General features: G+C 64.6%; 20 protein-coding genes, 1 pseudogene and 1 riboswitch. Of the genes and pseudogenes, 12 read left to right on the top strand and 9 right to left on the bottom strand.

All coding sequences use genetic code 11. The features are described from left to right. Positions 1 to 125: 125 nt before the first annotated feature. The 3 genes from AAHK21_RS02570 to AAHK21_RS02560 all read left to right on the top strand — a co-directional run bounded on the left by AAHK21_RS02570 (position 126) and on the right by AAHK21_RS02560 (position 1437). Positions 126 to 497, top strand: a complete 372-nt coding sequence (locus AAHK21_RS02570) for a GFA family protein (protein ID WP_023631227.1) — start codon at positions 126 to 128, stop codon at positions 495 to 497. 47 nt (positions 498 to 544) lie between these two features. Next, positions 545 to 979 carry a bleomycin resistance protein gene (locus tag AAHK21_RS02565; RefSeq protein WP_367856307.1) on the top strand — a complete coding sequence of 145 codons (435 nt, stop codon included), beginning with the start codon at positions 545 to 547 and terminating at the stop codon, positions 977 to 979. A 137-nt stretch (positions 980 to 1116) separates the two neighbouring features. Further along, positions 1117 to 1437, top strand: a complete 321-nt coding sequence (locus tag AAHK21_RS02560) for a hypothetical protein (protein WP_367856306.1) — start codon at positions 1117 to 1119, stop codon at positions 1435 to 1437. Between the two features lie 111 nt (positions 1438 to 1548). Here AAHK21_RS02560 and AAHK21_RS02555 read toward each other — a convergent pair whose 3' ends face one another. The 9 genes and pseudogenes from AAHK21_RS02555 to AAHK21_RS02515 form a co-directional block, all read right to left on the bottom strand. Beyond that, a complete protein-coding gene (locus AAHK21_RS02555; RefSeq protein WP_367856305.1) occupies positions 1549 to 2334 on the bottom strand; it encodes an ABC transporter ATP-binding protein in 786 nt (261 codons plus the stop codon). Next, complete coding sequence (locus tag AAHK21_RS02550; protein WP_046855986.1) at positions 2331 to 3347, bottom strand: iron ABC transporter permease; 1017 nt, start codon at positions 3345 to 3347, stop codon at positions 2331 to 2333. The genes AAHK21_RS02555 and AAHK21_RS02550 overlap by 4 nt, the downstream gene beginning before the upstream one ends. Beyond that, complete coding sequence (locus AAHK21_RS02545; protein WP_367856304.1) at positions 3344 to 4357, bottom strand: ABC transporter substrate-binding protein; 1014 nt, start codon at positions 4355 to 4357, stop codon at positions 3344 to 3346. Before AAHK21_RS02545 ends, AAHK21_RS02550 begins: the two co-directional genes overlap by 4 nt. A 108-nt stretch (positions 4358 to 4465) precedes the next feature. Beyond that, positions 4466 to 4664: riboswitch (cobalamin riboswitch) on the bottom strand. A 27-nt stretch (positions 4665 to 4691) separates the two neighbouring features. Beyond that, positions 4692 to 5861 (bottom strand): DUF1624 domain-containing protein, encoded by a 1170-nt coding sequence (locus AAHK21_RS02540; protein ID WP_367856303.1) that lies wholly within the window; start codon positions 5859 to 5861, stop codon positions 4692 to 4694. A gap of 516 nt (positions 5862 to 6377) precedes the next feature. Further along, positions 6378 to 7115, bottom strand: a pseudogene (locus AAHK21_RS02535) (T6SS effector BTH_I2691 family protein); the annotation flags it as partial. A 447-nt stretch (positions 7116 to 7562) separates the two neighbouring features. Beyond that, entirely contained in the window at positions 7563 to 8537 is a 975-nt protein-coding gene (locus tag AAHK21_RS02530; protein ID WP_367856302.1) for a 2Fe-2S iron-sulfur cluster-binding protein, read from the bottom strand. 63 nt (positions 8538 to 8600) lie between these two features. Next, the gene (locus AAHK21_RS02525) at positions 8601 to 9722 is read right to left on the bottom strand and encodes an aromatic ring-hydroxylating dioxygenase subunit alpha (protein ID WP_367856301.1); all 1122 of its coding nucleotides are present in this window, start codon (positions 9720 to 9722) and stop codon (positions 8601 to 8603) included. Between the two features lie 104 nt (positions 9723 to 9826). Then, entirely contained in the window at positions 9827 to 11425 is a 1599-nt protein-coding gene (locus AAHK21_RS02520; protein WP_367856300.1) for a BCCT family transporter, read from the bottom strand. A 234-nt stretch (positions 11426 to 11659) separates the two neighbouring features. Continuing rightward, on the bottom strand, positions 11660 to 12751 hold the full coding sequence (locus AAHK21_RS02515; RefSeq protein ID WP_367856299.1) for a tartrate dehydrogenase: 1092 nt from the start codon (positions 12749 to 12751) through the stop codon (positions 11660 to 11662). A gap of 95 nt (positions 12752 to 12846) precedes the next feature. Between AAHK21_RS02515 and AAHK21_RS02510 the strand changes: the two genes are divergently transcribed. The 9 genes from AAHK21_RS02510 (at position 12847) to AAHK21_RS02470 (ending at position 24653) form a co-directional block, all read left to right on the top strand. Continuing rightward, positions 12847 to 13758, top strand: a complete 912-nt coding sequence (locus AAHK21_RS02510; protein ID WP_046855980.1) for a LysR substrate-binding domain-containing protein — start codon at positions 12847 to 12849, stop codon at positions 13756 to 13758. Between the two features lie 163 nt (positions 13759 to 13921). Beyond that, on the top strand, positions 13922 to 16753 hold the full coding sequence (locus AAHK21_RS02505) for a xanthine dehydrogenase family protein molybdopterin-binding subunit (protein WP_367856298.1): 2832 nt from the start codon (positions 13922 to 13924) through the stop codon (positions 16751 to 16753). After that, complete coding sequence (locus AAHK21_RS02500; RefSeq protein WP_023632847.1) at positions 16746 to 17285, top strand: (2Fe-2S)-binding protein; 540 nt, start codon at positions 16746 to 16748, stop codon at positions 17283 to 17285. The genes AAHK21_RS02505 and AAHK21_RS02500 overlap by 8 nt, the downstream gene beginning before the upstream one ends. Before the next feature lie 2 nt (positions 17286 to 17287). After that, positions 17288 to 18499, top strand: a complete 1212-nt coding sequence (locus AAHK21_RS02495) for a c-type cytochrome (RefSeq protein ID WP_367856297.1) — start codon at positions 17288 to 17290, stop codon at positions 18497 to 18499. A gap of 3 nt (positions 18500 to 18502) precedes the next feature. After that, a complete protein-coding gene (locus AAHK21_RS02490) occupies positions 18503 to 19474 on the top strand; it encodes an XdhC family protein (RefSeq protein WP_367856296.1) in 972 nt (323 codons plus the stop codon). Further along, positions 19471 to 20061: an NTP transferase domain-containing protein gene (locus AAHK21_RS02485; RefSeq protein WP_367856295.1), complete on the top strand. Its 591-nt coding sequence runs from the start codon at positions 19471 to 19473 to the stop codon at positions 20059 to 20061. Before AAHK21_RS02490 ends, AAHK21_RS02485 begins: the two co-directional genes overlap by 4 nt. Before the next feature lie 88 nt (positions 20062 to 20149). Next, a complete protein-coding gene (locus AAHK21_RS02480; protein ID WP_367856294.1) occupies positions 20150 to 22804 on the top strand; it encodes a hypothetical protein in 2655 nt (884 codons plus the stop codon). A 287-nt stretch (positions 22805 to 23091) separates the two neighbouring features. Further along, complete coding sequence (gene hchA, locus AAHK21_RS02475) at positions 23092 to 23946, top strand: glyoxalase III HchA (protein ID WP_367856293.1); 855 nt, start codon at positions 23092 to 23094, stop codon at positions 23944 to 23946. Further along, complete coding sequence (locus tag AAHK21_RS02470) at positions 23943 to 24653, top strand: PA1136 family autoinducer-binding transcriptional regulator (protein WP_367856292.1); 711 nt, start codon at positions 23943 to 23945, stop codon at positions 24651 to 24653. The genes hchA and AAHK21_RS02470 overlap by 4 nt, the downstream gene beginning before the upstream one ends.

Here is a 24653-nt window from a genome sequence, read left to right as displayed (position 1 = left end):
GCGCACTTTAGCAGTGGCGCGGGCGCGCAGGCCAGGATGCCATACGGCGTAACACTTTTACGGCGGTTCATGCGCGCGAAGTTGGCTATTGTGCGGCAATCCTGGCCCCCAAGGAAGGCGACCCGATGACTACCTACAAAGGCGGCTGCCTGTGCGGCCGCATCCGTTTCAGCGCCACGGGCGAGCCGCGCTTTCCGCATACGTGCTCGTGCGGACAGTGCCAGCGCCACTCCGGCAGCCTGACCCTGTGCTGGGTCGAATTCGACAAGGCGGCGGTCGCCTGGACCGGGGAGGGCGGGGCTCCGGCGCTGTACCGTTCCTCCGATGCTTCCAGCCGCGCGTTCTGCGCCACCTGCGGCAGTTCCCTTGGCGCGGTGGATGACGCCCCCACGGTGGCCTTGCTGCTGGGCTGCTTTGATGCCAAAGGCGCCCAGGCCTTGCGGCCCACATCGCATTCGTTTCGTGCTTGCCGGCCACGCTGGTGGAAGTTGGGGTAAGCGTTATCATGTCGTCCGCTTGCCCATACCCCTCAAGGACGACCCGCATGCTACAGCGCAACACAATGGTGCCCGAACTGATCGTCAGCGACCTCGACAGCAGCCTGGATTTCTGGGTATCGCTGCTGGGCTTCGAGATTGCCCACCAACGCCCGGAGCAGCGTTTCGCCTACCTCGACCTGCACGGCGCGCAGGTGATGCTCGAGCAGCTCGATGCCGATGATCACTGGCTCACCGGGCCGCTGGAAAAGCCCTTCGGGCGGGGAATCAACCTGCAGATCGATGTCGCTGCGGTCGCGCCGCTGCTCGAACGGCTGGAGCGCCATCGCTGGCCGTTGTTCCAGGCGTGCGAGGAGGTCTGGTATCGCGCAGATGCCGTCGAAGTGGGGTTGCGCCAGTTCCTGGTCCAGGACCCGGATGGCTACCTGTTGCGGCTGGCGCAGAAACTGGGCGAGCGCCCGGTTGCTTTATCCGCGCGGTAGCCCTTGCTACCGGCGCCTGCAGCCGGCGTCTGACAGGCCGTCCCAACCGACACCCGCCATGCTCAACACCGTGTTCATTTCCATTCCCGGCGTATTCGCCTACCGTCTCCTTCCACCCCATCACAAGGAGATCACGCATGCCCGAGCTTGCGTTGTACAAGGTGAAACTGCTGGACGAATTCGAGGCTCGCGAGGACGACTGGAGCTTCGGCCACTTCGAGCGCCGGCTGACCCAGGTCAAGCCCGCCGCCAACTATCAGGACGCCAAGGGCATCATCAAAGCCGCCCATCTGGCGAACAACTGGCCGAATACGGTAAAGCGCTATCTGCTGAGCAACTACCGCGCCCACGGTAATGTCAGCAGCGAGCTGACCGAAACCTTCATGCAGGTGCTGGCCAGCCTGACGCCGCAGGAGATGCAGGTCTGGAAGCTGCCGCAGGTAAACCAGCCGGCCTGATCGCCGCCAAGTCGACTCCCACAGGACGGCGCATGGCTTCAGGCTGGCGCGTCCGGAGTGGGAGCCGGCTTGCCGGCGATGCACCGCGTCAGCGGCGCTTTCCATGCCGGCTCAGGCACGAAACCGCAAAACCCGCGCCCCATCATACGGATCGACCAGGTAGTGCCCCCGCACCCCAAACGTCCCCAGCAACCGCTCCGGCGTCAACACCGCCTCCGGCTTGCCTAGCGCAACCAACCGCCCCTGATCGAGTACGGCCAATCGGTCGCAAGTCAGTGCCTGGTTGAGATCATGCAGCGCCACCAGCGTCGTCACCGGCAGCGCCTGCACCTGGCGCAGCAAGCCGAGCTGATGCTGGATATCGAGATGGTTGGTCGGCTCGTCCAGCAACAGCACCTGCGGCCGTTGCGCCAGGGCCCGGGCGATATGCACGCGCTGGCGCTCGCCGCCGGACAGCTCGCCCCATAGCCGTCGGCGCAGGTGGCTGGCGTCGGCGTCGGCCAGCGCCTGTTCAACGATGGCGCGGTCATCGTTGCCGAACGGTGCCAGGGCCGAGAGCCAGGGCGTGCGGCCCAGGGCGACGGCGTCGTAGACACTGATGGCGTCCAGGGTGTCGGCCTGTTGCTCGACCAGGGCCAGGCGCTGGGCGACATGCCGGCGTGGCATGCGCTCCAGCGCTTCGCCGAGCAGGCGCACGCTGCCACTGCTGGGCGTGCGCAGGCCGGCGAGCAGCTTGAGCAGGGTGGACTTGCCCGAGCCGTTGGGGCCGACCACGCCGAGGGTTTCGCCGGGCATCACGCTCAGGTCGACCCCGTGCAGCACGTCGCGTCCGCCCAGGCGCAGGCCGAGCCCTTGGCAGGTGAGCGGCGCGTCGGCGATGGTGGTCATCACGCTCATGGGCGCCCCCGGCGGCTGATCAGGATCAGCGCGAACACCGGTGCGCCGATCAAGGCCGTGACCACGCCCACCGGGATCACCTGGCCGGTGATCAGGGTGCGCGAGAGGATGTCGGCGATGATCAGGAACAGCGCACCGCCCAGGGCGCTGGCCGGCAGCAGGCGGCTATGTCCGGGGCCGAGCAGCAGGCGCAGGGCATGGGGGATGACCAGGCCGACGAAGCCGATGGCGCCGACGATGGACACCATCACCGCGGTGACCAGCGCCGCGCAACTGATCAGCAGCAGCTGTGTACGGCGCACCGGTACGCCCAGCGAGGCCGCCGAGTCGGCGCCGAAGGTAAAGGCGTCCAGTGCCCGGCGCTGCCACAGGCATATCGCAAGGCCGAACAGGGCGACCGGCACCGCCAGCCACACCGACGGCCAGCGCACGCCGCTGAGGTTGCCCAGCAGCCAGAACAGGATGCCGCGGGCCTGCTCGGCGGTGGCCGACTTGGTGATGAGGAAGGCGGTGAGGGCGTTGAACAGCTGCGATCCGGCGATGCCGGCGAGGATCACCTGGGCGTTGTCATGGCGGCTGCCACTGGCGCGCGACAGCAGCAACACCAGGGCGAACGCGGCCAGCGCGCCGATGAAGGCACCGGCCGACAGCGACAGCACCGCGCCGCCCAGGCCGAACAGCCCCACCGCCACGGCGCCAGTCGAGGCGCCAGCAGACAGGCCCAGCAGGTACGGCTCGGCCAACGGGTTGCGCAGCAGCGCCTGGAGGATCACCCCACAGGTTGCCAGCCCTGCACCGCAGGCGGCGGCGACCAGGGTGCGCGGCAGGCGGTAGTTCCAGACGATGCCAGCGTCGATCGGGTCGACGGCATGGCCGGCCTGCCACAGCTGGTTGGCCAGTACCTGCCAGATCGCCTCGGCGCCGACACGGGTCTCGCCGATGGCAATCCCGGCAAGCATGGCCAGGCACAGGGCGAGCAAAGCAAAGAGGCTGATGGGCAGCAGGCGGCTCATGGCTGGGGGGCTTTACCGCTGGCGAAGGCGCTGGACAGCACGTCCAGGCCGCGGAACAGGCGGATGCCGGCCTGCATGGCGTCGGCATCGAGGACGATGATGCGGCCGTGCTTGACCGCGTCCATATTGCGCGTGACCGGGTCGCTGCGCAGGAAGTCGAGTTTTTTCTGGTAGTCGTCGGCCGGGTAGCGGCGGCGGTCCATGCGCGCGACGATCAGCCAGGTGGGGTTGGCTTTGACCAGGGTTTCCCAGCCCACGGTAGGCCATTCTTCGCTCGACTCGACCACGTTGCGCACGCCAAGGGTCTGCAGCATGTAGTCGGCCACGCCCTGGCGGCCGGCGACATAGGGGTCGGTCTTGAGGTCGGCGCTGGAGAACCAGAACAGCGCGCTGGTGTCCGCCAGGTCCTGGCCGGCCAGGCGCTGCCTGGCCTGTTCCAGCTGGCCCTGGAGCTCGGCATTCAGGCGTGCGCCACGCTCCTGCACGTCGAAGATCTCGGCCAGCTGGCTGACGCTCTTGTAGATGCTCTGCACCTTGAATGGCTGCAGGCGGGTGCCGTCGGCGCCCACCAGGTTGTCCTTGCCCTCGCAGTCCGAGGGCAGCAGGTAGGTGGGGATGCCCAGCTCCTGGAACTGCTCGCGGGTGCCGACCGCGCCCTGGGCGCCGATCATCCATTCGAACTGCGCCGTCACCAGTTGCGGACGTTTGCCGACCACCGCCTCGAAGCTCGGTTCGTTGTCGGCCAGGCGCGGGACCTTGTCGTTCTGCGCCTTGAATTCCGGCAGCACGTTGTTGAACCACAGCGAGGTGCCCGCCAGCCGCTCACCCAGGCCCAGGGCATAGAGCAGCTCGGTGCCGGCCTGGCCGACGGTCACCGCCCGTTGCGGGGCCTGGGTGAAGGTCTGCGGCATGCCGCAGTTGTCGACGGTCAGCGGGTACTGGGTGGCGCTGGCATGGGCTAGGCCCGACAGGGACAGGCCGGCGAGGAGGGCGGCGAGGCGGTGCGGCATGGTGGGGCGATCTCCTGGGTGGTGCACGGAATGGCCCACGGACAGGCATCGCCCGGCAGCCTGCGCAAGCACGCGGCCAGGGCGGATGACCATCCCGGACACCCCGCCGGTTGGTGAATGCGTGCCGGCAGGTCTCCTGACTGGTGCGTCCAGGCCGGCGCCAGCCTTCCCGGGTCGGCAGACCCAGTGGCATCGATGGCGCAGGCTCGGCACCTACAGTTGCGGGGGCAGTTCCCTTTGGATCGCCAGTGGCGAGCCCGGGATTCCCTTTTGATTCCGTGTGGAAACCGGCGGGCGGCATGGTAGACCATCGGGCTGTCGGGTGAAAACGCTTTTACAGGTACTTGAGCCAGGCGATATCGCGCCGGCGCGCTTTCAGCCGGGCGAACCAGCGCACCGGCAGGTACAGGGCAAGTGGCAGCAGCACGGCGGTCAGCCATACCGCCCCGATGCCATCGAAACCGAAATAGCGGCCCTGGTTCAGGCCGAACAGCGCCACGCAGGCCACGTACAGCAGCTTGAGCGCATACAGGTGCAGCAGGTAGAAGAACATCGGCGCTGCGCCGAACACCGCAAGCGGGCCGATCCAGCGGGCGTCGCCGGCACGCTCGAAGCCGCGCAGCAGGAGCAGGCCGACGCCGAGGGTCAGGGCCAGGAACAGCAACGACGGTGGATATTTGGTGATATTGAAGAAGCTCATCAGCGTCTGCCCGAGGCTGGCGTAGAGGCTCCAGGGGGCTTCGCCGTAGCCATTGAGCAGGCGCAGCGCGCCGAACCCCAGCAGCAAGGTGGCGCCGGCCCATAGCAGGCGCTGCTGGCGCTTGCCGGCGTCGCTGCCCCGGGCAAACCACGGCCCGAGCCCATAACCCAGAGCGATCACGCCGATCCACGGCAACAGCGGGTAGGACGTGCGCAGGCGCAGATGTTCGCCCACCTCCAGCCAACTGCGCTCATGCAGGATCGCCCATGGTACATGCAGCGCCGATTCCGGCCCGAAGTGCAGGCCATCGAGCAGGTTGTGACCGGCGACGATCAGCGCGCCGAGGGCGAGCAGCGCCGGGCGCGGCAGCCACACCAGCAGCGACAGGGCGAGCATGCTCAGGCCGATGGCCCAGATCACCTGCAGGTAGATCACGCTCGGAGGCAACTCGAAGGTCCAGGCGAAGTTGACCAGGGAGAATTCCAGCAGTACCAGGAACAGACCGCGTTTGAACAGGAACACCGAGACATCGCCACGGCCCTGGTGCTTCTCGCCATACAACCAGGCCGATAGCCCGGTAAGCAGCACGAACACCGGCGCGCACAGGTGCGCCAGGGTGCGGCTGGCGAACAGGCTGGGTTCGGTGGCGTCGATCGCATCGATGGTCATCGGGTCGCTGACCTGGCGGTGCAGGAAGAAGGTTTCGCGCACGTGGTCAAGCAGCATGAACAGGATCACCAGGCCGCGCAGGGCGTCGATGCTTTGCAGGCGTTGGGTGGGGAGGGCGGTTGGAGAGCTGGTCATCGAGGAGGGATCGCAGGTTGGAAGGGTGTTCGAATGAAACGTTATCTTATTTCATTTTAATGGGGCCTGGGTACTGAAATGCGCTGGAGTAGCCAACGTCATCGCAAGTAATGCGTCGTTCTGTTAGACACAGCGCGGCGACTCAGGAACTCAACATGTCTAAGGCAGACGTTGATCAGGATCTATCTTCTCTTCCGGCAATCACGACTTGCTCCAACCCATAATTGAAGTCGTCCTCGTTGGGGCGCGGCAGCCCGGTGACACTGACTGTGAACCGGGCATCTTCTAAGTGACACCGTGTCGGCCTTATGCAATCAGCCAAGCGGGGTCACATTCGATCAGGGCGTGCCTTGGCTGGACAGGGGCTTGCTCGAAGGCCTCCGGCGGAGGCGGTGCTGCCCGGACATTGAAGAGTCGGCAGACGCCATACCAGCAGAGGGCGAGGCCGAAGTTGTAAGGGAACAACACGGCCCAGAACGGTAGTTGCCAGTTCTTCTTGCCCTGCAGTTCTCCGGGCTCCAGGGCCATGCCTTCAGCATCAGCCAGCGCCACCACCACCGGTATTTTCGGCTGGGTGCTGGGATAGTCCCGGGCAATGGCGTTGAGCCTACCGACGGACAAGGTGGTTGTGGACGCGTGGCTGCTCCAGGTCAGGGACATACGCCGGCTTGCCGGTTTGTAGTCTTCGACCCAGTCTTGCAACGCACTGAGCGGCAGTACATGGGGCTGGGTGGAGGGGGCCGGGTTGCCGGCAATCAGCTCGGCCATGTCCAGCTGGCGCATATGCCGTTTGCGCAGGGCTGCTGATGCGGTGATGCGGGCAGTCGTGGCGTTGGTCCACAGGTGCGGGCTGTAGCCGATCCACACTTCCTTGGCAGTGTCCTGACAGGTATCGGCCCAGACCCAGCCCATGCTCTGACCGGATAGGTAGCGGTCACGTTGGTGATAGCGCTCCAGCCCTTGATAGTGCAGCTCCTGGTAGCGTCCTTCGCCGTCGTACTCATGAATGACCAGCTTTTCGCCCTGGGGGCCTTTCATGAACACGTAGATGTAGCCTGGGCGCAGCGTGCGCAGGGTGTAGGACGAGTGCTGCAGCGGGGCGAAGCCTTGTTCTAGATTGAAGCCTGCGCCTGCGTAGCGACAGGCAGGGGCATCGCCCGTACGCGGGACGATGGCATAGCGCACCGGCAGGATGGGCACGCGTGGGCTGCAGGCGGGGCCGGAGGTGGCACTGCTGACGGTGGCGTCAGTCATGGTTTAGCTCCTCGCGTGAGGCCAGTGTTTGATTGGCTGGACATGAGAGGTCCTTCGGATACGGCTGTCCTTGAACGAGACGGTGCTCGTCGTTGCCTGGCATCTTGGGAGTGGCCTGTCAGCTATCGCAGCATGACGGCGTAGAGCGCCTCGATTGGGGGGCGGGGTTTTTTGGTGCTGACGTGTTCCGGGGAACGTTCGCATAAGGTCCTCGCTGGCTGGCAATGGCCGTACCGTCGTGCAGGCCCGTGGATGGCTGTTGCAGCCAGCCACGGGCGACGGTGACGCAGACCAGGAACACTAGCGAGGAATGGATTGTGGGTGAGTAACAGGGCTTCCCAAATCTGCGTAGGACGTTTCTCTGATTATCCTTTTCAGCACTTTTTGGCGGTATTCAGTTACATCTCACAGGCGAGTCCGCACGGGCATGCGATTCGCGGCCGAGCTTTAGAGATCCAGCACCAACCGCGCCGAGCGCGCCCGCGACACGCACAGCATCATGCTCTGCTGCGCGGCCTTTTCCTCGTCGCTGAGGTATTGGTCGAAATGCTCGGCCTCGCCTTCGAGGATCGCCGTCTCGCAGGTGCCGCACACGCCTTCGCGGCACAGGCACTCGACCTTCGCGGCCTTGGACTTCTCAATGGCCTGGAGGATGGTCATGCCTTCCTCGACTTGCAGTTCGGTGCCCGAGCGGGCCAGCACCACGGTGAAGGCCGCGCCTGTGGCCGGCGCGGCGGCGGCGAACTGTTCCCAGTGCACCCGCGATTCGGCGATGCCAGCGGCGGCGGCGGTGGCGATCACCGCGTCGATCAGCGGCTTGGGCCCGCACACATAGAGGTGGGCGTCATCGGCCAGGCCCGCGCACAGCGCGGCGAGGTCGAGCTTGCGGTCCAGGCTGTCGATGTAGAACCGCGTGTTGCCAGCATGCGGGCCTTGTTCCAGGTCGTCCTGGAAGGCGCCGTGTTCCGGGGCGCGGAAGGCGTAGTGCAGCTCGTAGGGAGTGGCGCCACCTTCCAGCTCGTGCAACTGCGCCAGGAACGGGGTAATGCCGATGCCGCCGGCGATCAGCACATGGCGCCCGGCATCGGCGTCCAGGGCAAACAGGTTGTTGGGGGTGGAGATGGTCAGCTCGCTGCCCACCGCGACCTGGTTGTGCATGAACGCCGAGCCGCCCTTGGACTGCTCCTCGAGCCGCACGCCGATCTGGTAGCTGTGCAATTGACGCGGGTCGCTCATCAGCGAGTAGGCATTGCTGAACTGGCTGCCGCAGGGCGACTGCATCTGCACGATCACGTGGCTGCCGCCGCTGAAGGCGGGCAGGGGGGCGCCGTCGGCGCGGGCCAGGGTGAAGCGCTTGATCTGCGGCGTGGCCTGTTCCACACCGGTCACGCGCACCTTGAACATCTCGTATTGCTTGGCCATGGCGTACCTCGACAACAAAGCCCCGCGCCAGGCCCTGGCGCGGGGCGGGGAGCTGGCGTGTGTTCAGTCGTCCAGGTGGGCGACCGCGATCAGGTTGTGGAAGTGGGCGATGCCGTGCTCGCTGACGCCGCTGCGCTGGGCGTCGACCATGATCCGGCCCTGGCCACGGTAACCGCGGGACTTCAGGCCTTTCTGCACGCTCTCCACCAGCCGCAAGTCCTCGGGGCGGAACACCTCGCGGTACCAGTCGATCAGCTTGTGCTGCTCTTCGCTGAGTTCCTTGTTGAGGAAGTAGATGTCGTAGTGCTGCAGGGTGGTCTCGGCATCGACCGGGAACTCGTAGATCACGGTCATGAAGTTGGCTCCTGGCGGTACGTTGAACATGGTGCACGGCCAGGCCCAGAAGCCGGCGAAGGACGGGTCTTTCACCGACTCGTCGAAGGTGAATGACTGCTCCGACGGTTTGGCCAGGCCGTATTGCAGGGTCCAGTTGCCGTGCAGGCTGTGGCTGTACTGGCCGACGTCCACCGAATCGGAAAAGCCGGGGTGGGCCGGGGCGCAGTGGTAGCACTCCAGGTAGTTGTCGACGATGGATTTCCAGTTGGCCGGAGTGTCGCTGACGAAGCGCGCGGCCAGGTGCAGGTCGTCGATCACCGCGCAGGCTTCGCGCATGCGCTTCTGCATGCCCGGCAGTTGGTCTTCGACGGAGCCTGCGTCGTTGTCCATGTTGATGAAGATGAAGCCGGCGTATTCCTCAACGCGCAACTGCACCAGGGTGGAATTGTCCTTGTCGAAGTTGGCCACGTTCTCGCAGTTGCGCGCATGGGCCAGCTCGCCGTCGAGCTTGAAGGTCCAGGCGTGGTACGGGCAGGTGATCACGTTCTTGGCCTTGCCGCTGCCCTCGAACAGTTGGTGGCCACGGTGCGGGCAGACGTTGTAGAAGGCCCGCAGCACGTCGTCGCGGCCACGCACGACGATGATGCTCTCGCCGATCACCTGGCGGGTGATGTAGGCGTTCTTCTCGGCGACTTCGCTGCGGTGGCCGACGCAGATCCAGCTGCGGGCGAAGATCGCTTCCTTCTCGTGTTCGAACACGGCGGCCTGGGTGTAGAACTTGGCCGGGAGGGTGAAGGCCTCCTCGGGGTTGGCGCAGAAGTCGGCGGGCAGGCGTTTGAAATCGTTCATGGCTCTATCTCGGTTCTTATTGGTTAACGCGTATCTATTGGTTAACAAGCTGGGCAAAAAAATTTGCCTGATCAGGGACGGGCAAGCCCGCCCCACGTTGTATTTCAGTGCACCACGGCAGCGCTACGCGGTGCCTGCGGCTGCGGTTCCTCACCCGCCAGGCGGGTGGCCTCTTCCTCGATGCGGTAGGCCGGCACCTGGCCGTAGTCGGCCGCCAGCCACTTGAAGAACCCGTAGATCTTCACCAGCAGGATCACCATGAACGGGATCGCGGTGAGCACCACGGCGGTCTTCATGGTCGACAGCGAGGCCTTGGCGAAGAGCATGGCCAGTGGCACCAGGGTCAGCACCACGCACCAGAACAGGCGCAGGGTGGGGCTTGGGTCTTCACCTTCGCGCAGGTTGCGGGTGCTGGTGGCGGCCACGGCGTAGGCGGCGGCGTCCATGTGCGAGGCGCAGAACACCGCCATGATGAACAGGTACGCGGCGAGGAACAGCGTGCCCCAGGGCAGGGCCAGCAACAGGTCGGTCACCGCGGCTTCGCCGCCCAGCGTGCCGAGCAGCTTGGGCACGTCGATCTGGCCGTTGATGAACTGGTGCATGCTGTAGCTTTCCAGCGCGCCGAAGAAGAACCAGCAACCGAAGCTGCCGCCCAGCAGCAAGGCGAACACCACTTCCTTGATCAGCCGGCCACGCGACACGCGGGCGACGAACATCGCCACGCCAGGGGCGTAGGACACCCACCACAGCCAGTAGAACACCGTCCAGTTGCGGGTGAAGGCGCCGTCGCCGGCGGGGTCGGTGAACAGGCTCATCTGCACGTAGTGCTGCAGCATCAGGCCGATGGAATTGGCGGTGTTGTTCAGGGTGAACTGGGTCGGCCCGACCAGCAGGACGATGGCGGCGAATACCAGGGCGCCGATGCAGACCATCTTCGACAGGCGCTGCAGGCCGCCGTCGATGCCGATGTACGAGCTAAGCGAGAACAACAGTGCCACCGCGCCGATCACCAGCAACTGCACGGTGAAGGTGTTGGGGGTGCCCGCCAGGTCGGCAAGGCCGCGGGTCAGGGTCGAGGCGGTGAGCGCCAGCGACACGGTCAGCGCGCCCATCATGGTCAGCAGGAAGATCAGGTCGACGGCGCGGCCGACCGGGCCGGTGGCCTTGAAGCCGGTGACTGCTTCGATGATCGAGGCCAGGTTGAGGCCGCTCTTCTTGCGCACATGGAAGTGATAGGCCATGGCCAGCGAGGCCAGGGCGTAGATCGACCAGGCGCTGATGCCCCAGTGGAAGAACGAGTAGCTGACGCTGTATTCCAGGGCCTTGGCCGACATCGGCGCGATGTTCAGGCCTGGGGTCTGGTAGTAGTAGGCCCATTCCATCACGCCCCAGTACAGGGTCGAGGAACCCATGCCGGCGCATATGAACATGAACACCCAGGTAGCGGTGGAATACTCGGGCTTGCCGGCACCCAGGCGGATGTTGCCGTATTTGCTGAAGGCCAGGTACAGCACGGCCAGGGAGCTGCCGAACACCAGTACCTGGACGCTGGTGCCGAAGGTGCGGGTGGCCACTTCGAACAGCTGGTTGGCCAGGTTTTCGGCCTGGGCAGGGAAGGCGGCAAGGCCGATCACGGTGAGCAGCACGGCCAACAGGCTCACGGCGATCAGGAACACGTCGATCTTTTTGTTATTGGGGGACATCAATTGTCTCCTGGAGCATTTTTTTTGTAGTAGGCGTCAGGCGTTGGGAAGTCCGTATCGAGGTTCTGTGTTTCCTTTCTGTTAACTAATAGATAACAAGTATCTTTTGGTTTACAGATTCTGCATTGAATCGAAGTGGGTGGCAATAGGATCGTCGGACAATCCGGATGATTGGGCTGGGCTGGCGATATCGCGGGGCAAGTCGCATCGGCCCCGCGATAACCTGATGCCGAATCAGGCGCCAAGCAGCTCGGCAATGGCCTTGCCCACTTCCTGGGTCGAACGGCTGCCGCCCATGTCACGGGTGGTGTCGCCGTTGGCGATCACCGTCTCGATGGCCTTGAGGATGTCGTCGTGGGCCGCCTGGTAGCGGGCATCGCTGTTCTCCTGGCCGAGGAACTCGAGCATCAGCGCGCCGGACCAGATCATCGCGATCGGGTTGGCGATGTTCTTGCCGTAGATGTCCGGCGCCGAGCCATGCACCGGCTCGAACAGCGAGGGGAACTTGCGCTCGGGGTTGAGGTTGGCCGACGGCGCGATGCCGATGGTGCCGGCGCACGCCGGGCCGAGGTCGGAGAGGATGTCGCCGAACAGGTTGGAGGCCACCACCACGTCGAAACGCTCCGGCTGCAACACGAAACGGGCGCAGAGGATGTCGATGTGCTGCTTGTCCCAGCTGATCTCGGGGTAGTGCGCGGCCATGGCGGCGGTGCGCTCGTCCCAGTAGGGCATGCTCACGGCCATGCCGTTGGACTTGGTCGCCGAGGTCACGTGCTTGCGCTCGCGGGTCTGCGCCACGTCGAAGGCGTACTTGAGGATGCGGTCGACGCCGCGACGGGTGAACACCGACTCCTGCAGTACGAACTCATTGTCGGTGCCTTCGAACATGCGCCCGCCCAGGGAGGAGTATTCGCCCTCGGTGTTCTCGCGGATCACCACGAAGTCGATGTCGCCGGGCTGCTTGTTCGCCAGCGGGCAGGGCACGCCGGGGAACAGGCGCACCGGGCGGATGTTCACGTACTGGTCGAAGTCGCGGCGGAACTTGAGCAGGGAGCCCCACAGCGAGATGTGGTCCGGGACCTTGTCGGGCCAGCCGACGGCGCCGAAGTACAGGGCGTCGAAGCCCTTGAGCTGGTCGAACCAGTCGTCGGGCATCATCTTGCCGTGGGCCAGGTAGTAGTCGCAGCTGGCCCATTCGAAGAACTCGAACTGCAGGTCCAGGCCGTGCTTGCGGGCGGCGGCCTCGACCACGCGCAGGCCTTCGGGGAGGACTTCGTTGCCGATGCCGTCACCGGGGATGGCGGCAATCTTGAAGGTCTTGGTCATGGGGCGCATCTCGTGTCCAGGGAAGATGCAGGCCATGCTATAAGGCTGTGCTTCGGAGATAATCCGGCAATCCATCAATTCTTGGTGCACGAAACGTGAATAATCTGCCGAACCTGGATGACCTCGACATCTTCCTGCAGGTGGCCCGCCGCGCCAGCTTCGCCGCAGTGGCGGACGAGCGTGGCATGTCGGCGGCATTCATCAGCAAGCGAATTCGCCTGCTGGAGGAAAGCCTCGGCGTACGCCTGCTGCACCGCACCACCCGGCGGGTGACGGTGAGCGAGGAGGGCGAGCGCGTGTACCAGTGGGCGCAGCAGATCTTCGAGACCCTGCGGCGCATGGACGACGACCTTAACGCCGGCCAGCGCGAGCCGGCGGGGCAACTGCGCATCGCCAGCAGCCTGGGGCTGGGGCGGCGCTTCGTGGCGCCGGCGCTGTCGGAGCTGGCGGCGCGCTACCCAGGGCTGGACATCCGCCTGGATGTGCATGACCGCCTGGTGGACCTGATCGCCGAAGGGGTGGACCTGGACATTCGCGTCGGCAACGTCATCGCCCCGCACCTGATCGCCAAGCCCCTGGCACGCAACCGTCGGGTACTGTGCGCCGCCCCTGGCTACCTGGCCGCGCATGGCACGCCGCGGGTGCTGGCCGACCTGGCCAGCCATGACTGTCTGGTGATCAAGGAACGCGACCACCCGTTCGGCCTGTGGCACCTGGAAGGCCCCCAGGGCGAGGAAAGCGTGCGCGTCACCGGCGGGCTTTCCAGCAACCACGGCGAGGTGGCGCACCAGTGGTGCCTGGACGGGCGAGGGATCCTGCTGCGCTCCTGGTGGGACGTGCATGACAGCATCGCCGATGGGCGCCTGGTGCAGGTGCTGCCCGAGTACCAGCAGGCGGCGGATATCTGGGCGGTGTATACGGCGCCGTTGGCAGGTTCAGCCAAGGTGCGGGTGGCGGTGGAGTTCTTCCGCCAGTATTTCGCCGAGCGCTATCGCTTGCCGGATTGACCCTTCGCGCCGCCCCGCGACAAGTTGTCTGCTTGACTTGCAGAGGCACCCTACGATCGTTAACTTGACTTCGTAGTCAGTTTTTGTGATCGTGCGCGCCCTTTCAGTTTCTCAAGCACCAGAAAAAGCATGGGCAACCCAAGAGCTGCCCAGAGGATCAACCATGTCCAACCGTGATATTTCCCGGCGTTCGTTCCTGCAAGGCGGGCTGATCGCCGGTGTCGGCGTGACCATGGCGCCGCTCGGCAGCCAGGCGTTCGCCGCCCTGATGGAGAGCAAGGTCACCACCTCGCCGCAGAAGTGGATGAACCACGACGGCAAGGCGCTTTCGCGAAACGACGCGCTGTCCAAGGTCTGCGGCAACAAGGTGTTCGCCCGCGACATCCGTGCCAAGGACATGCCTGGCTGGCCACAGCAGCAAGGCCACGCCATGCTGCTCAAGGCGACCAAGGCCGACCGCATCTACGCGGGCTACGACCTGTCGCTGCTGGGCGCCGAGCTGCAGCCGGACCGCGTCGTCAGCGCCGATGACCTGAAGAAGGACGGCATCGCCTGGCCCGAGGCCCACTCGCCAGATCCATTGCTGCCGCCCGGCCAGGTACCGATGTTCATCGGCCACCCGGTGGCGATCCTGATCTGGAACGACTTCGAGCGCTTCCGCAAGGCCAAGCTCAAGCTGCAGTTCAACGACCAGGCGATCCGCTACGGCGCCCAGGCCCCGCTGTACCAGCGCGATCCTTACGGCAGCTTCCGTTTCGTGCGCGTGGCCGGCAAGACGCCGTTCGACGAGGACGAATACTCGAGCCTGAAGAACACCATGCTGTTCCCCACCATCCTGGCGCGCAAGCCGGTATGGACCGCCGAGCCCAAGCAGCACGGCACCCTCACCGAGCAGGGGATGTTCTACGCCCAGCGTATCGACGAGCAGCTCAAGCAACCGCCGGAAGACTGGCTGCTGTTCGACGAGCGCTACAAGACCCCGTCGATCGAGCCCGCAGCGCTTGAGCCGGACAACGGCAACGGCTGGTTCGACCCGGCCACCGGCACCCTGCATTTCGTCGTCGCCACCCAGTGCCCGTTCGAAGTGGCGCAGGAATGCGTGCACATGATCAAGCCGTCGCGTTTCGGCCTGAAGCACCTGAACATGCACCCGGGTTACACCGTCGGCTACGGCTCCAAGGACAACAACATCTTCGTGTTCTACGCCGCCGTCGCCGCCCTGTACGGCGCGGGCGTGCCGATCCGCCTGGCCAACGACCGCTACGAGCAGTTCCAGAGCGGCATCAAGCGCCACCCGTTCGACATCCGCTACCAGCTGGCCGTCGACAAGAAGGACATGAGCTTCAAGATCTTCCGCGCCGACATGACCGTCGACGGCGGCGGGCGCATCAACTACAGCCCGTCGGTGGCTTCAGTAGGCGCCACCGCCGCGCAGTCGATCTACTACATGCCGCAGAACGACCTGTCGGTCACCGCCTACCACTCGCGCGGCGTCGAGGCCGGCTCCATGCGCGGCTACGGCACCCTGCAGAGCATGGCCGCCACCGAGATGATGGTCGACGAGATCGCCGATCGCCTGGGCGTGGATGCCATCGAGCTGCGCCGCAAGAACACGCTCAAGTCGGGCATGAAGAACACCCAGGGCGCGGTACCCGCCGGTGCCCTGCGCCTGCACGAGATCCTCGACAAGGCCGCGGAGCACGACTGGTGGAAGAACCGCCATGCGCGCAAGCAGGCCGAAGACGCCAAGGACCACGACAACTGGTACGGCGTGGGCTTCGCCATCACCCAGAAGGACTTCGGCACCGGCGCCGAAGCGCCGATGGCGGCGGTCGAGTTCACTGCCGATGGCCAGATTACTCTGCGCCATATCGGCACCGAACTGGGCACCGGCATGTCGACCTCCCAGGCCCTGGTGGTCAGCGACTTCCTCGGCCGCGTCGCCGATCACGTGCAGACCGCCCAGACCGAATGGCCTGAGCTGCAACTGAGCACCAGCGGCAACCCCTACCTGATCAGCCAGGCCGAGCAGGACGCCGCGCTGCGCAACCCGCGCTGGGTCGCCAAGCTGGCTTCGCCGTCGTCGGCGACCAACTCGGCGTTCTACTTCAGCCACGCCACCCGCGAGGCGGCCCGGGTGCTGTTCAACCACGGCCTGTGGCCGGCGGCCATGGCCTTGTGGAGCCAGGGCCCGTTCGGCGGCCAGGCCAACCCGTTGGTGGTGCGCCGCGAGAACGCGGTGTGGGTCAACGGCGCGCTGACCGGCAACGGCCTGGAGCCGATCCCGTTCGCGGAGCTTGCGAAGAAGGCCCACGAGATGGGCCTGATCACCGGCGTCAGCGTGCATGGCTTCAACCGCTGGAGCTGGGCCGAGGCCGACTTCGTCATCGACGGCGTGCGCGAGCGCCTGCCGCTCGATGCCCTGGCGGTGAAGTACGGCGACGGTGCGCTGAACGCGAAGAAGGCGCAGATGAACAGCGCCGGCTTCCACCTGCTCGACCGGCAGAACGTCGAGTACCCGGCCACCCAGCTGAACAACGCCATGGTCACCTACTACAGCCCGGTGGCGACCATCGTCGAGGTCAAGGTGAACAAGGGCAGCGGCGAGGTCAGCGTGCTCAACCACCACAGCTGGGTCGAGTGTGGCCGGGTGCTGGTGCCCGAGCTGGTCAAGGGCCAGCTCGAGGGCGGTATCGCCATGGGTATCGGCCATGCGCTGCTGGAGGAGATGCCGCTGTACGAGGGTGGCCCGGGCGAGGGCGACTGGAACTTCAACCGTTACCGCCTGCCGATGGCCCGGCATGTGGCGGTGTGGAAACAGACGTCCGAGATCCTGCCGCCGCTGTCGCCGACCGACCCGTCCAAGGGCATCGCCGAGGTGGTGATGATCCCGGTGGTCGGCGCCATCGGCAACGCCGTGGCCCATGCCATCGGCAAGCGTGTCCGCGACCTGCCCATCACCCCCGCCCGCGTCAAGGAGGCCCTCAATGGCTGACCGCAAGCTACAACTGACCCTCAACGGTCAATCTGTCGTCACCGAGGTGGTCCCTGATGACCTGGCGATGATCGACTACCTGCACGAGTACCAGAACCTCACAGGCTCGCGCCTGGGCTGCGGGCAGGGCATCTGCCATGCCTGCGTGGTGATCGTCGACAACCCCGACGGCACCAGCGAGGAAGTGCGCACCTGCATCACCGGCGCGCACTATTTCGAGGGTAAGCAAGTGCGCACCATCGAAGGCCATGCCAAACGCGACGAAGCGGGCAACCCCACCGAGTTGAACCCGATCCAGCAGAAGTTCGTCGACCGCTTCGCCTTCCAGTGCAGCTACTGCGCCCCGGGCTTCGTCAACGCCGCCACGGTGCTGGTGGAGAAGGCCCAGCGCAAGCCGCTGAAAAAGAGCGAGCTGGAGCAGGCCATCGAAGCCAGCCTCGGCCACCATGTGTGCCGCTGCACCGGCTATGTGCGCTACTACGAGGCGACCCGCGACGTGCTGGGCGACCTCGGCCTGGTCAAGGAGGGTTGAGCATGACGCGAGTTCTGAGCAGCCTGGCCCTGGCCATTGGCGCGCTGGTCGCCTGCAACGTCCAGGCGACCGACGAGGCATTGATCAAGCGCGGCGAATACCTCGCCCGCGCCGCCGACTGCATGGCCTGCCACACCGCCGAAGGCGGCGCGCCCTACGCCGGCGGTCTGCCGATCCATTCGCCGTTCGGCACCATCTACGGCACCAACATCACCCCGGACAAGCAGCACGGCATCGGCAACTACAGCAGTGACGAGTTCTTCGCCGCCCTCACCGAGGGCAAGCGCAAGGACGGCGCCAACCTCTATCCGGCCATGCCATACACCTCGTACCACCTGATCAAGCGCGAGGATTCCGATGCGATCCACGCCTATCTGATGAGCGTGGCGCCAATCAACCGGCCGGCGCCGGAAACCAGCCTGAGCTTCCCGTTCAACGTGCGCACCGGCCTGATGGGCTGGAACCTGCTGTACGGCAAGAGCGTGCAGCTGGAGGAAGGCAAGGGCAACAGCGAGGCATGGAAGCGCGGCCAGTACATGGTCGAGGTGCTCGGCCATTGCGGCGAATGCCACACCCCGCGCAATCCCATCGGCGCGCTGCAGCAGGACAAGCGCCTGACCGGCGGCCTGCTGCTGGGCTACCTGGCGCCTAGCCTGCTGGCCCAGGACCTGGCCGATCGCGGCTGGAACCAGGCCGACCTGGCAACCTTCCTCAAGCACGGTATCAGCGCCCAGGGCAGCATGTTCAACGAGATGTACCCGGTGGTGCACCACAGCACCCAGCACCTTGAAGACAGCGACCTGTCGGCCATGGCCACCTACCTGCTGGGCGACCAGCCGCCGGCGGCCAAGGTGGTGCAGGCGGTGGCCCATGAAACCCTGGGCGAGAGCGCCAAGCGCGGCCGCCAGCAGTACCTCAATGTCTGCGCCGGTTGCCACGGCGGTGATGGTGAGGGCAAGCCGCACATTGCCGTGGCCATGCAGGGCAACACCGTGCTGCGCCAGGCCGACTCGCGCAACCTGGTCAAGGCCATCGTCGACGGCATCCGCGAACAGCAGTTCACCGGCTTCGAGCGCATGCAGCCGATGCCGGGCTTTGCCGACAAGCTCGACGATCAGCAGTTGAACGACATGGTCAACTACCTGCGCGAAGCCTGGGGCGGCCTGCCGGGCGACCTGACCACCCAGCAGCTGGCCCAGCTGAAGGCGGATTGACCCGTGCAGCATCTCGACCTGCAGGTGGTGCGCCAGGCGGCGCAATGGTCGCGCGACGGTCTGCGCGTGTGGCTGTGCAGCGTGCTGTGCACCTATGGCTCGGCGCCGCGCGCGCCGGGCTCGCTGCTGGCGGTGAGCGAGGGCGGGCACTGGGTGGGATCGCTGTCGGGCGGCTGTGTCGAGGATGACTTCCTCGAGCGGGTCGCCGCCGGCGAGTTCGCCACGGCGGTTGCCGTGGTGCGCTATGGCGACGGCAGCGACATTCGCGGCAACATCCGCCTGCCGTGCGGCGGGATTCTCGACGTGCTGGTGGAGAACCTGCCTAGCGACTGCGCCACCCAGGCGCATCTTGCCGAGCTGGAAAGCGCCTTGCTCGGGCGTCGGCGGCTGTTGCGCGAGGTTGACCTGCGCAGCGGTGAACGGCGGCTGAGCGATGACCTCGGCCAGGGGCCACGGGTGGAGCGTGGCGAGCATTGCGTGCGCCTGCGCATCGGCGCCGCCCAGCGCCTGTTGCTGGCGGGGTATTCGAGCGTCGCGCATTTCTGCGCCGAATTCGGCAAGGGCCTGGGCTTCGAGGTGGTGCTGTGCGACCCTCGCGACGAGGTGATGGACAACGTGGCGCTGGACGGGATAGAAATCCGTCGTGAACTGCCTTCGCTGTTCATCGCCAACGGCGGCTGCCATCGCGACACCGCGGTGGTGGCGCTCACCCACGACCCCAAGATCGACGACCTGGCCATGCTCGAAGCAGTGCGTACCGAAGCGTTCTACATCGGTGTGATGGGTTCACAGGCCACGTCGGCGAAGCGTCGTGAGCGCCTGCGCCGTATCGGCGAGCTGGGTGATGCCGACATGGCGCGCATTCATGCGCCGATCGGCCTGAACCTGGGCAGCAAGACGCCGGCGGAAATCGCCCTGGCGGTGCTCGCCGATATCCTGCGGACCCGCAGCGGCATCGCCCGCGAGGCCTTGTGAAGGTCGTCGCCCTGGTGCTCGCGGCCGGGCAGGGCGCGCGCTTCGGCGCGGACAAGCGCCAGGCCCTGATGGCCGATGGGCGCAGCCTGCTGCAGCACAGCGTCGAGCGCGCCCTGGCGGTGTTTGACGAGGTGCGCGTGGTGCTGCGCGCAGGCGAGCGGGCCGAGGATCTTGGGCTGCCGCCAGCCTGCCGGGTCGTCCACAGCCCCGAGGCGGGCATGGGCATGGGCCATAGCCTGGCGGCCGGCGCGGCGTCGCTGGATGACAGCGAGGCGCAGGCGGTGGCGATCCTGCTCGGCGACATGCCGTGGATCGGGGCGGAGACCTTCCGTCGTCTGCTCGCCTCGGCGGCGCCCTCGGTCATCGTGGTGCCACGTCATCAGGGGCAGAACGGCCACCCGGTGGTGTTCGGCCGGGATTACTGGGCCGAGCTGACGCTGTTGGCTGGTGATGAAGGCGCGCGCTCGGTGCTGCGGCGGCATGCGAACAGCGTTTTGCTCCTGGAATTGCAGGACAGCGGTGTGCTGCGCGACGTCGATACGCCTGCAGTTATCGCGCCTGGGCCATCGGGTAACGACGGTGTCTAGCGACAGACCAACTGATATTTCTGCCAGTTGTTGGGAACCACCATCCACCTTATTTTGAGGTTGCAATTCAACTTCCGAGGATGGATCCATGGCTGCTTCGAGTATTCCAGGCGTCGACCCTGGCAACGTTATTTCTTCATCTACTAACGGCACACAAACCATTCAGGATGAACTGAATGATTTCCAGAAGTACGTGGCAGGAAAATATGGCCAACCCAAGGCTAGCGATCTACCACGCCCATTTGTCTATGATGCGGTGCACCCTGCGGCGGGTATCGACTTCGGTATCAGCGACGAACTGGTTGCCGATCAAGGCGATGAGGTCACGGTCCTGATTGCCGCACATTCTTCATTCAAACCGAACTCCGGCGTGGGGTTGAAGTGGGGCAACAAGACCATCTGGGGCTCAATTCAGTCGGGCCCTTACACCAGCATCAAAGTCAAAGGTAATGATATACCTGAGGGTGAGGCGGAGCTGTCGTACAACCTCTATCCTGGCAGTGCATCAGGAACGGTGAAAACGCTGTATCGAAAGGGCCAGCCGGGTGTGAAGGGCGTGCAGGGCGTCGGCTTGGACCTGCCAGCGCCGGAGATCACCAAACCAGCATCCGGTGTCATTGGCCCTACCGAGGCCAAGGCGAAGGTCAAGGTCACGATCCAGCCATGGCTGAGCATGAACGAACACGATGAGCTCAACCTGTACTGGGGCGATGAGGAGATCGTGCACGTGGTGACGCTTGCTCAATTGAACAAGCCTATCGTAATCGAAGTGGATGAAAGCACGATTCAGGCGGCGGGCGACAGCAAGGCGCTGCCGGTCTACTACTTCGTCATGGATGTGGTGGGTAACGAATCGGAATGGTCAAGCGACGCGTTCGTCGAAGTCAAACTGACCAACAGCACGCTGGGCGCGCCCGTGGTACTGGACCCTGATGGGGCGGTTATCACGACCGGTGACCTTGATCTTGCAAACATCCAAGGCGACCATGCGGTCGTGCGGGTCAACGAGAAACTCAAGGTCAATGACAGTGTGCTGCTGCACTGGGTCGGGACGTCACAACAGGGGCAGGCCATCACCCTCGATTTCGGGCCGCTTGTGGTCGTCAATCCCTGCAGCCCCCTGGATTTTGAAGTGCCTTTCGACGAGTGGGCCAAGCTGGGTGGCGGCGGTGCGCAGTTCAGTTACACCGTGACCTCGCAGAACAGCACCACTCCTTCGCAAAAGGGTTTCATCAACGTCAAAGGTGTGCCGGCACTGATGCCGGTGGTGAACGTACACGAAGCGGTCAATGATTGGCTGGACGCGGACGGAAAGGTTGCTCATGTGCAAATCCCGCTGAGCGCCAACCTGCTTGAGGAAGATGAAGTCACGGTGACCTGGCATGCCACCCAGTCTGATGGCTCCGTACAAGTGCTGCGCGCAAAAATGTTCCGTGTGAGCAGTCAATGGGTCAACAAAGTCATCTATATCAAGCTCGATGGGCCTCACTACCTCAAACCGTTCGATGGTGGCTACGTCGAGGTCTCATATGAAGTCAAACGGGGCAAACGTACCCTGGCGTCCCAAGCAATTGTCTATCATCTCGGCTACCTCTCCGCGTCACTGCCCGCGCCTTATGCAGACCCGCAGTTGGCGAACAATCTGCTCGACCCGACCGACAGTACCTACCAGTTTGGTTTGGACTTCGCCATCCCGGCGGGTGTCGAGCAGCCTTCGCCGTGCACGATCACCTTGTTCTGGGAGTCCGACGACGGTGGCTATTACGAAGACGAGCAGGTGCTTCAAGCGGGAGATACGGCCAGCCATTTCACTGTGCCTGCCTCCGAACTGCAGCTCAAAGGAAACGCACCAGCCGAAGTAACGGTGTATTACACCATCGAATGGCCGGGCAAGCCGACACAAGCCTCCGATGACAGTATCTTCAGGGTGGCGACCGCTGCCATGATGAAAAGCACCTACCCAGCGCCTGTGTTGCCACAAGTCAGCGGTGGCAATCTGAACTTGGCCGCGCGAAGTGACAATCAGTTGCTTGTACAAATTCCGCACTATCCCGGGCAGGCAGTGGGTGATGAAATAATTGTCAAGATTGGAAATTATTCGACGCGCACAACCTTCGTCTCGAAAGTCGGCGTTCAGGATATCACCCTGAATCTGGCGGGAGTGCTACAGCCAAATATTCAGGCGGTCATAAACTCGACAGCTGCCCCGCTGTCAGTGTTCTATCAAGTTATCCATAACGGGGCGAAACAGGTCTTTTACTCTGATGTCGATACTGTCAAATTGAGCGGTGGGCTGCCTTTCGAATATTTCGAGCAGCAAGCGCCACGGTATTTGGCAAAGGGTACCTCAGTCGATTTTCTGGGTGTACGTGTTACCGTGGATCATGGCACTGCCTATATTACGCCGAGTTACTGCGCGGCGTGGTATCCAACTTATGGTAACGTGATTTTTGCGCATCGTTCAGCCCAAGTCAGGTTCGAGCTGCGAAGCCTCGCCAGGAGTGTCAGTTTCGATATCGCTGACGCCAGCAGGGTCCGCAGTGTCGTACGCTTTTATACGGCAGCCGGTACGGAGATCCAACCTGTCATCACTACGCCTGATTTTAGTGTTACCCCCGCCGGATATACCTGGTACTCCACGCGCGTAACGTTTACAACACCCAATGCAGCCATCGCGTCTTTCCGGTTCTATGACGGCGGGGGGGATACTTATATCGATAATATTCGATATACTGCATTCTGAATGCCTAAAAACATACTTATCAAACGGTCTTAAGCTCTAGTAGAGCAGGTTGCATGGAGAGCGTTTCTAACACGCTGTACGAACTGGAGCTTTCTTGTGCCCACCTACCGGTGGGCTTTTTTTATACCTGGGTTTTTCGCGTAAATGATGAGTTGAGCTTGACCCGCACTGGCAGCGGCCTATCTTTGGACAGGGCCGCTGAACTGAGGGAAAACCCTCATTGCCGCTCATCCGGCGGCCTCCTAGCATGGATCCGGTTACCTACCCCAGGCCACAGGAGCACTACCATGACCAGCCCCAACGACGACAAACGCCCAACGCCCGACCCGGCCGAGGACAATGCCTTCTTCCCTTCGCCGTATTCCCTCAGCCAGTTCACCTCGCGCAAGTCCGACCTCAGCGGCGCCGACTATCCCGACGCCTACCGCGGCGGACGCTGGAAGGTCCTGCTGATCGGCGCCGACGAGCGCTACCTGCTCACCGACAACGGCACGCTGTTCTCCACCGGCAACCACCCGGTGGAAACCCTGCTGCCGATGTACCACCTGGACAAGGCCGGTTTTGCCTTCGACGTCGCGACCTTGTCGGGCAACCCGGTCAAGTTCGAGTACTGGGCCATGCCGGGCGAGGACACCGAGGTGCTGGGCCTGTTCGATCGCTACAAGCCAGCGTTCAAGCAGCCGCGCAAGCTCGCCGATGTGCTGGAACAGGCCCTGGGTGAGAACTCGGACTATATCGGTGTGTTCATCCCGGGCGGCCACGGCGCGCTGATCGGCCTGCCGGAAAGCGAGGAAGTCGGGCGAGTGCTGAAATGGGCGGCGGACCACGACAAGTTCGTCATCACCCTGTGCCACGGCCCGGCGGCGCTGTTGGCCGGCGGCAAGCTCTACGACGGCTACAAGATCTGCGCCTTCCCTGACGATCTGGATGCCAAGACCCCGGACATCGGCTACATGCCCGGCCACCTGACCTGGAAGTTCGGCGAACGCCTGCAGGGCCAGGGCGTCGAGATCATCAACGAGGGTATCTCCGGTGCCGTCCACCAGGACCGCAAGCTGCTCACCGGTGACAGTCCGTTGGCCGGCAATGCCCTGGGCAAGCTGGCCGCCTCGGCGTTGCTCAAGGCAGTCAACGGCGGATGAGGGACCTGCCATTCGATCAGGTGGTGCAAGCCGTCCAGCGGATCGCGCAGGCCACTGACCTCGCGGATATCCAGTCGGCCGTGCGCAATGTCGCCCGGCCTCTGGGCTATGACCGTTTCGTGCTGTTCAGTGCCAGCGCTGCGCGGGACGAGGTGGTCGAGCGTATCCATTGGGTGGAGGGCGACTGGTTTGGCGATGGCCAGGCGGTCGACGCCCAGACCTACGTGCGCCACTGTCCGGTGACCCGTCACCTGCTGGCGGCACGCGAGCCGTTCTTCTGGAGCAAGCGGCTGGACGATGGCAACGAGCGCTACCGGGTGGTGCGGGCGCCGAGCGGGCCTGGCATCCACGGCTTGCAGGTGCCGGTGTTCGGTCCCGCAGGCCTGGAAGGCGCCATGAGTTTCGGTGGCGCGCAGGTCGTGGCGACACCTGCCGCACGGCTGGCCCTGACGCTGCTGGCCCAGGCCGCGTTCGCGGGCGCTCGGCGGCTGCTGGAAGCACCCAGCGGCCAGGGGCGGTTGTCCGAGCGTGAGCGCCAGGTCCTGGCCTGGACCGCCGCCGGGCAGCGCCAGGCCGATATTGCCGCCACCCTCGGACTGTCGCTGCGCACGGTGGAAAACCACCTGCGCGCCGCCCGCCGGCGCCTGGGGGTGAGCACCACCGCCCAGGCGATCAGGATCGCCCTGGGCAGCGGTGCGCTCGACTGA

Source organism: Pseudomonas sp. TE50-2 (genome assembly GCF_040813665.1).
GTDB lineage: Bacteria > Pseudomonadota > Gammaproteobacteria > Pseudomonadales > Pseudomonadaceae > Aquipseudomonas > Aquipseudomonas soli.
This window is presented reverse-complemented; position numbering and strand designations above follow the sequence as displayed.

Excerpts from the sequence above, each read along its gene's own strand:
- AAHK21_RS02570 (WP_023631227.1), top strand. The coding sequence starts at position 126 with ATGACTACCTACAAAGGCGGCTGCCTGTGCGGCCGCATCCGTTTCAGC.
- AAHK21_RS02565 (WP_367856307.1), top strand. The coding sequence starts at position 545 with ATGCTACAGCGCAACACAATGGTGCCCGAACTGATCGTCAGCGACCTC.
- AAHK21_RS02560 (WP_367856306.1), top strand. The coding sequence starts at position 1,117 with ATGCCCGAGCTTGCGTTGTACAAGGTGAAACTGCTGGACGAATTCGAG.
- AAHK21_RS02555 (WP_367856305.1), bottom strand. The coding sequence starts at position 2,334 with ATGAGCGTGATGACCACCATCGCCGACGCGCCGCTCACCTGCCAAGGG.
- AAHK21_RS02550 (WP_046855986.1), bottom strand. The coding sequence starts at position 3,347 with ATGAGCCGCCTGCTGCCCATCAGCCTCTTTGCTTTGCTCGCCCTGTGC.
- AAHK21_RS02545 (WP_367856304.1), bottom strand. The coding sequence starts at position 4,357 with ATGCCGCACCGCCTCGCCGCCCTCCTCGCCGGCCTGTCCCTGTCGGGC.
- AAHK21_RS02540 (WP_367856303.1), bottom strand. The coding sequence starts at position 5,861 with ATGACCAGCTCTCCAACCGCCCTCCCCACCCAACGCCTGCAAAGCATC.
- AAHK21_RS02530 (WP_367856302.1), bottom strand. The coding sequence starts at position 8,537 with ATGGCCAAGCAATACGAGATGTTCAAGGTGCGCGTGACCGGTGTGGAA.
- AAHK21_RS02525 (WP_367856301.1), bottom strand. The coding sequence starts at position 9,722 with ATGAACGATTTCAAACGCCTGCCCGCCGACTTCTGCGCCAACCCCGAG.
- AAHK21_RS02520 (WP_367856300.1), bottom strand. The coding sequence starts at position 11,425 with ATGTCCCCCAATAACAAAAAGATCGACGTGTTCCTGATCGCCGTGAGC.
- AAHK21_RS02515 (WP_367856299.1), bottom strand. The coding sequence starts at position 12,751 with ATGACCAAGACCTTCAAGATTGCCGCCATCCCCGGTGACGGCATCGGC.
- AAHK21_RS02505 (WP_367856298.1), top strand. The coding sequence starts at position 13,922 with ATGTCCAACCGTGATATTTCCCGGCGTTCGTTCCTGCAAGGCGGGCTG.
- AAHK21_RS02500 (WP_023632847.1), top strand. The coding sequence starts at position 16,746 with ATGGCTGACCGCAAGCTACAACTGACCCTCAACGGTCAATCTGTCGTC.
- AAHK21_RS02495 (WP_367856297.1), top strand. The coding sequence starts at position 17,288 with ATGACGCGAGTTCTGAGCAGCCTGGCCCTGGCCATTGGCGCGCTGGTC.
- AAHK21_RS02480 (WP_367856294.1), top strand. The coding sequence starts at position 20,150 with ATGGCTGCTTCGAGTATTCCAGGCGTCGACCCTGGCAACGTTATTTCT.
- hchA (WP_367856293.1), top strand. The coding sequence starts at position 23,092 with ATGACCAGCCCCAACGACGACAAACGCCCAACGCCCGACCCGGCCGAG.
- AAHK21_RS02470 (WP_367856292.1), top strand. The coding sequence starts at position 23,943 with ATGAGGGACCTGCCATTCGATCAGGTGGTGCAAGCCGTCCAGCGGATC.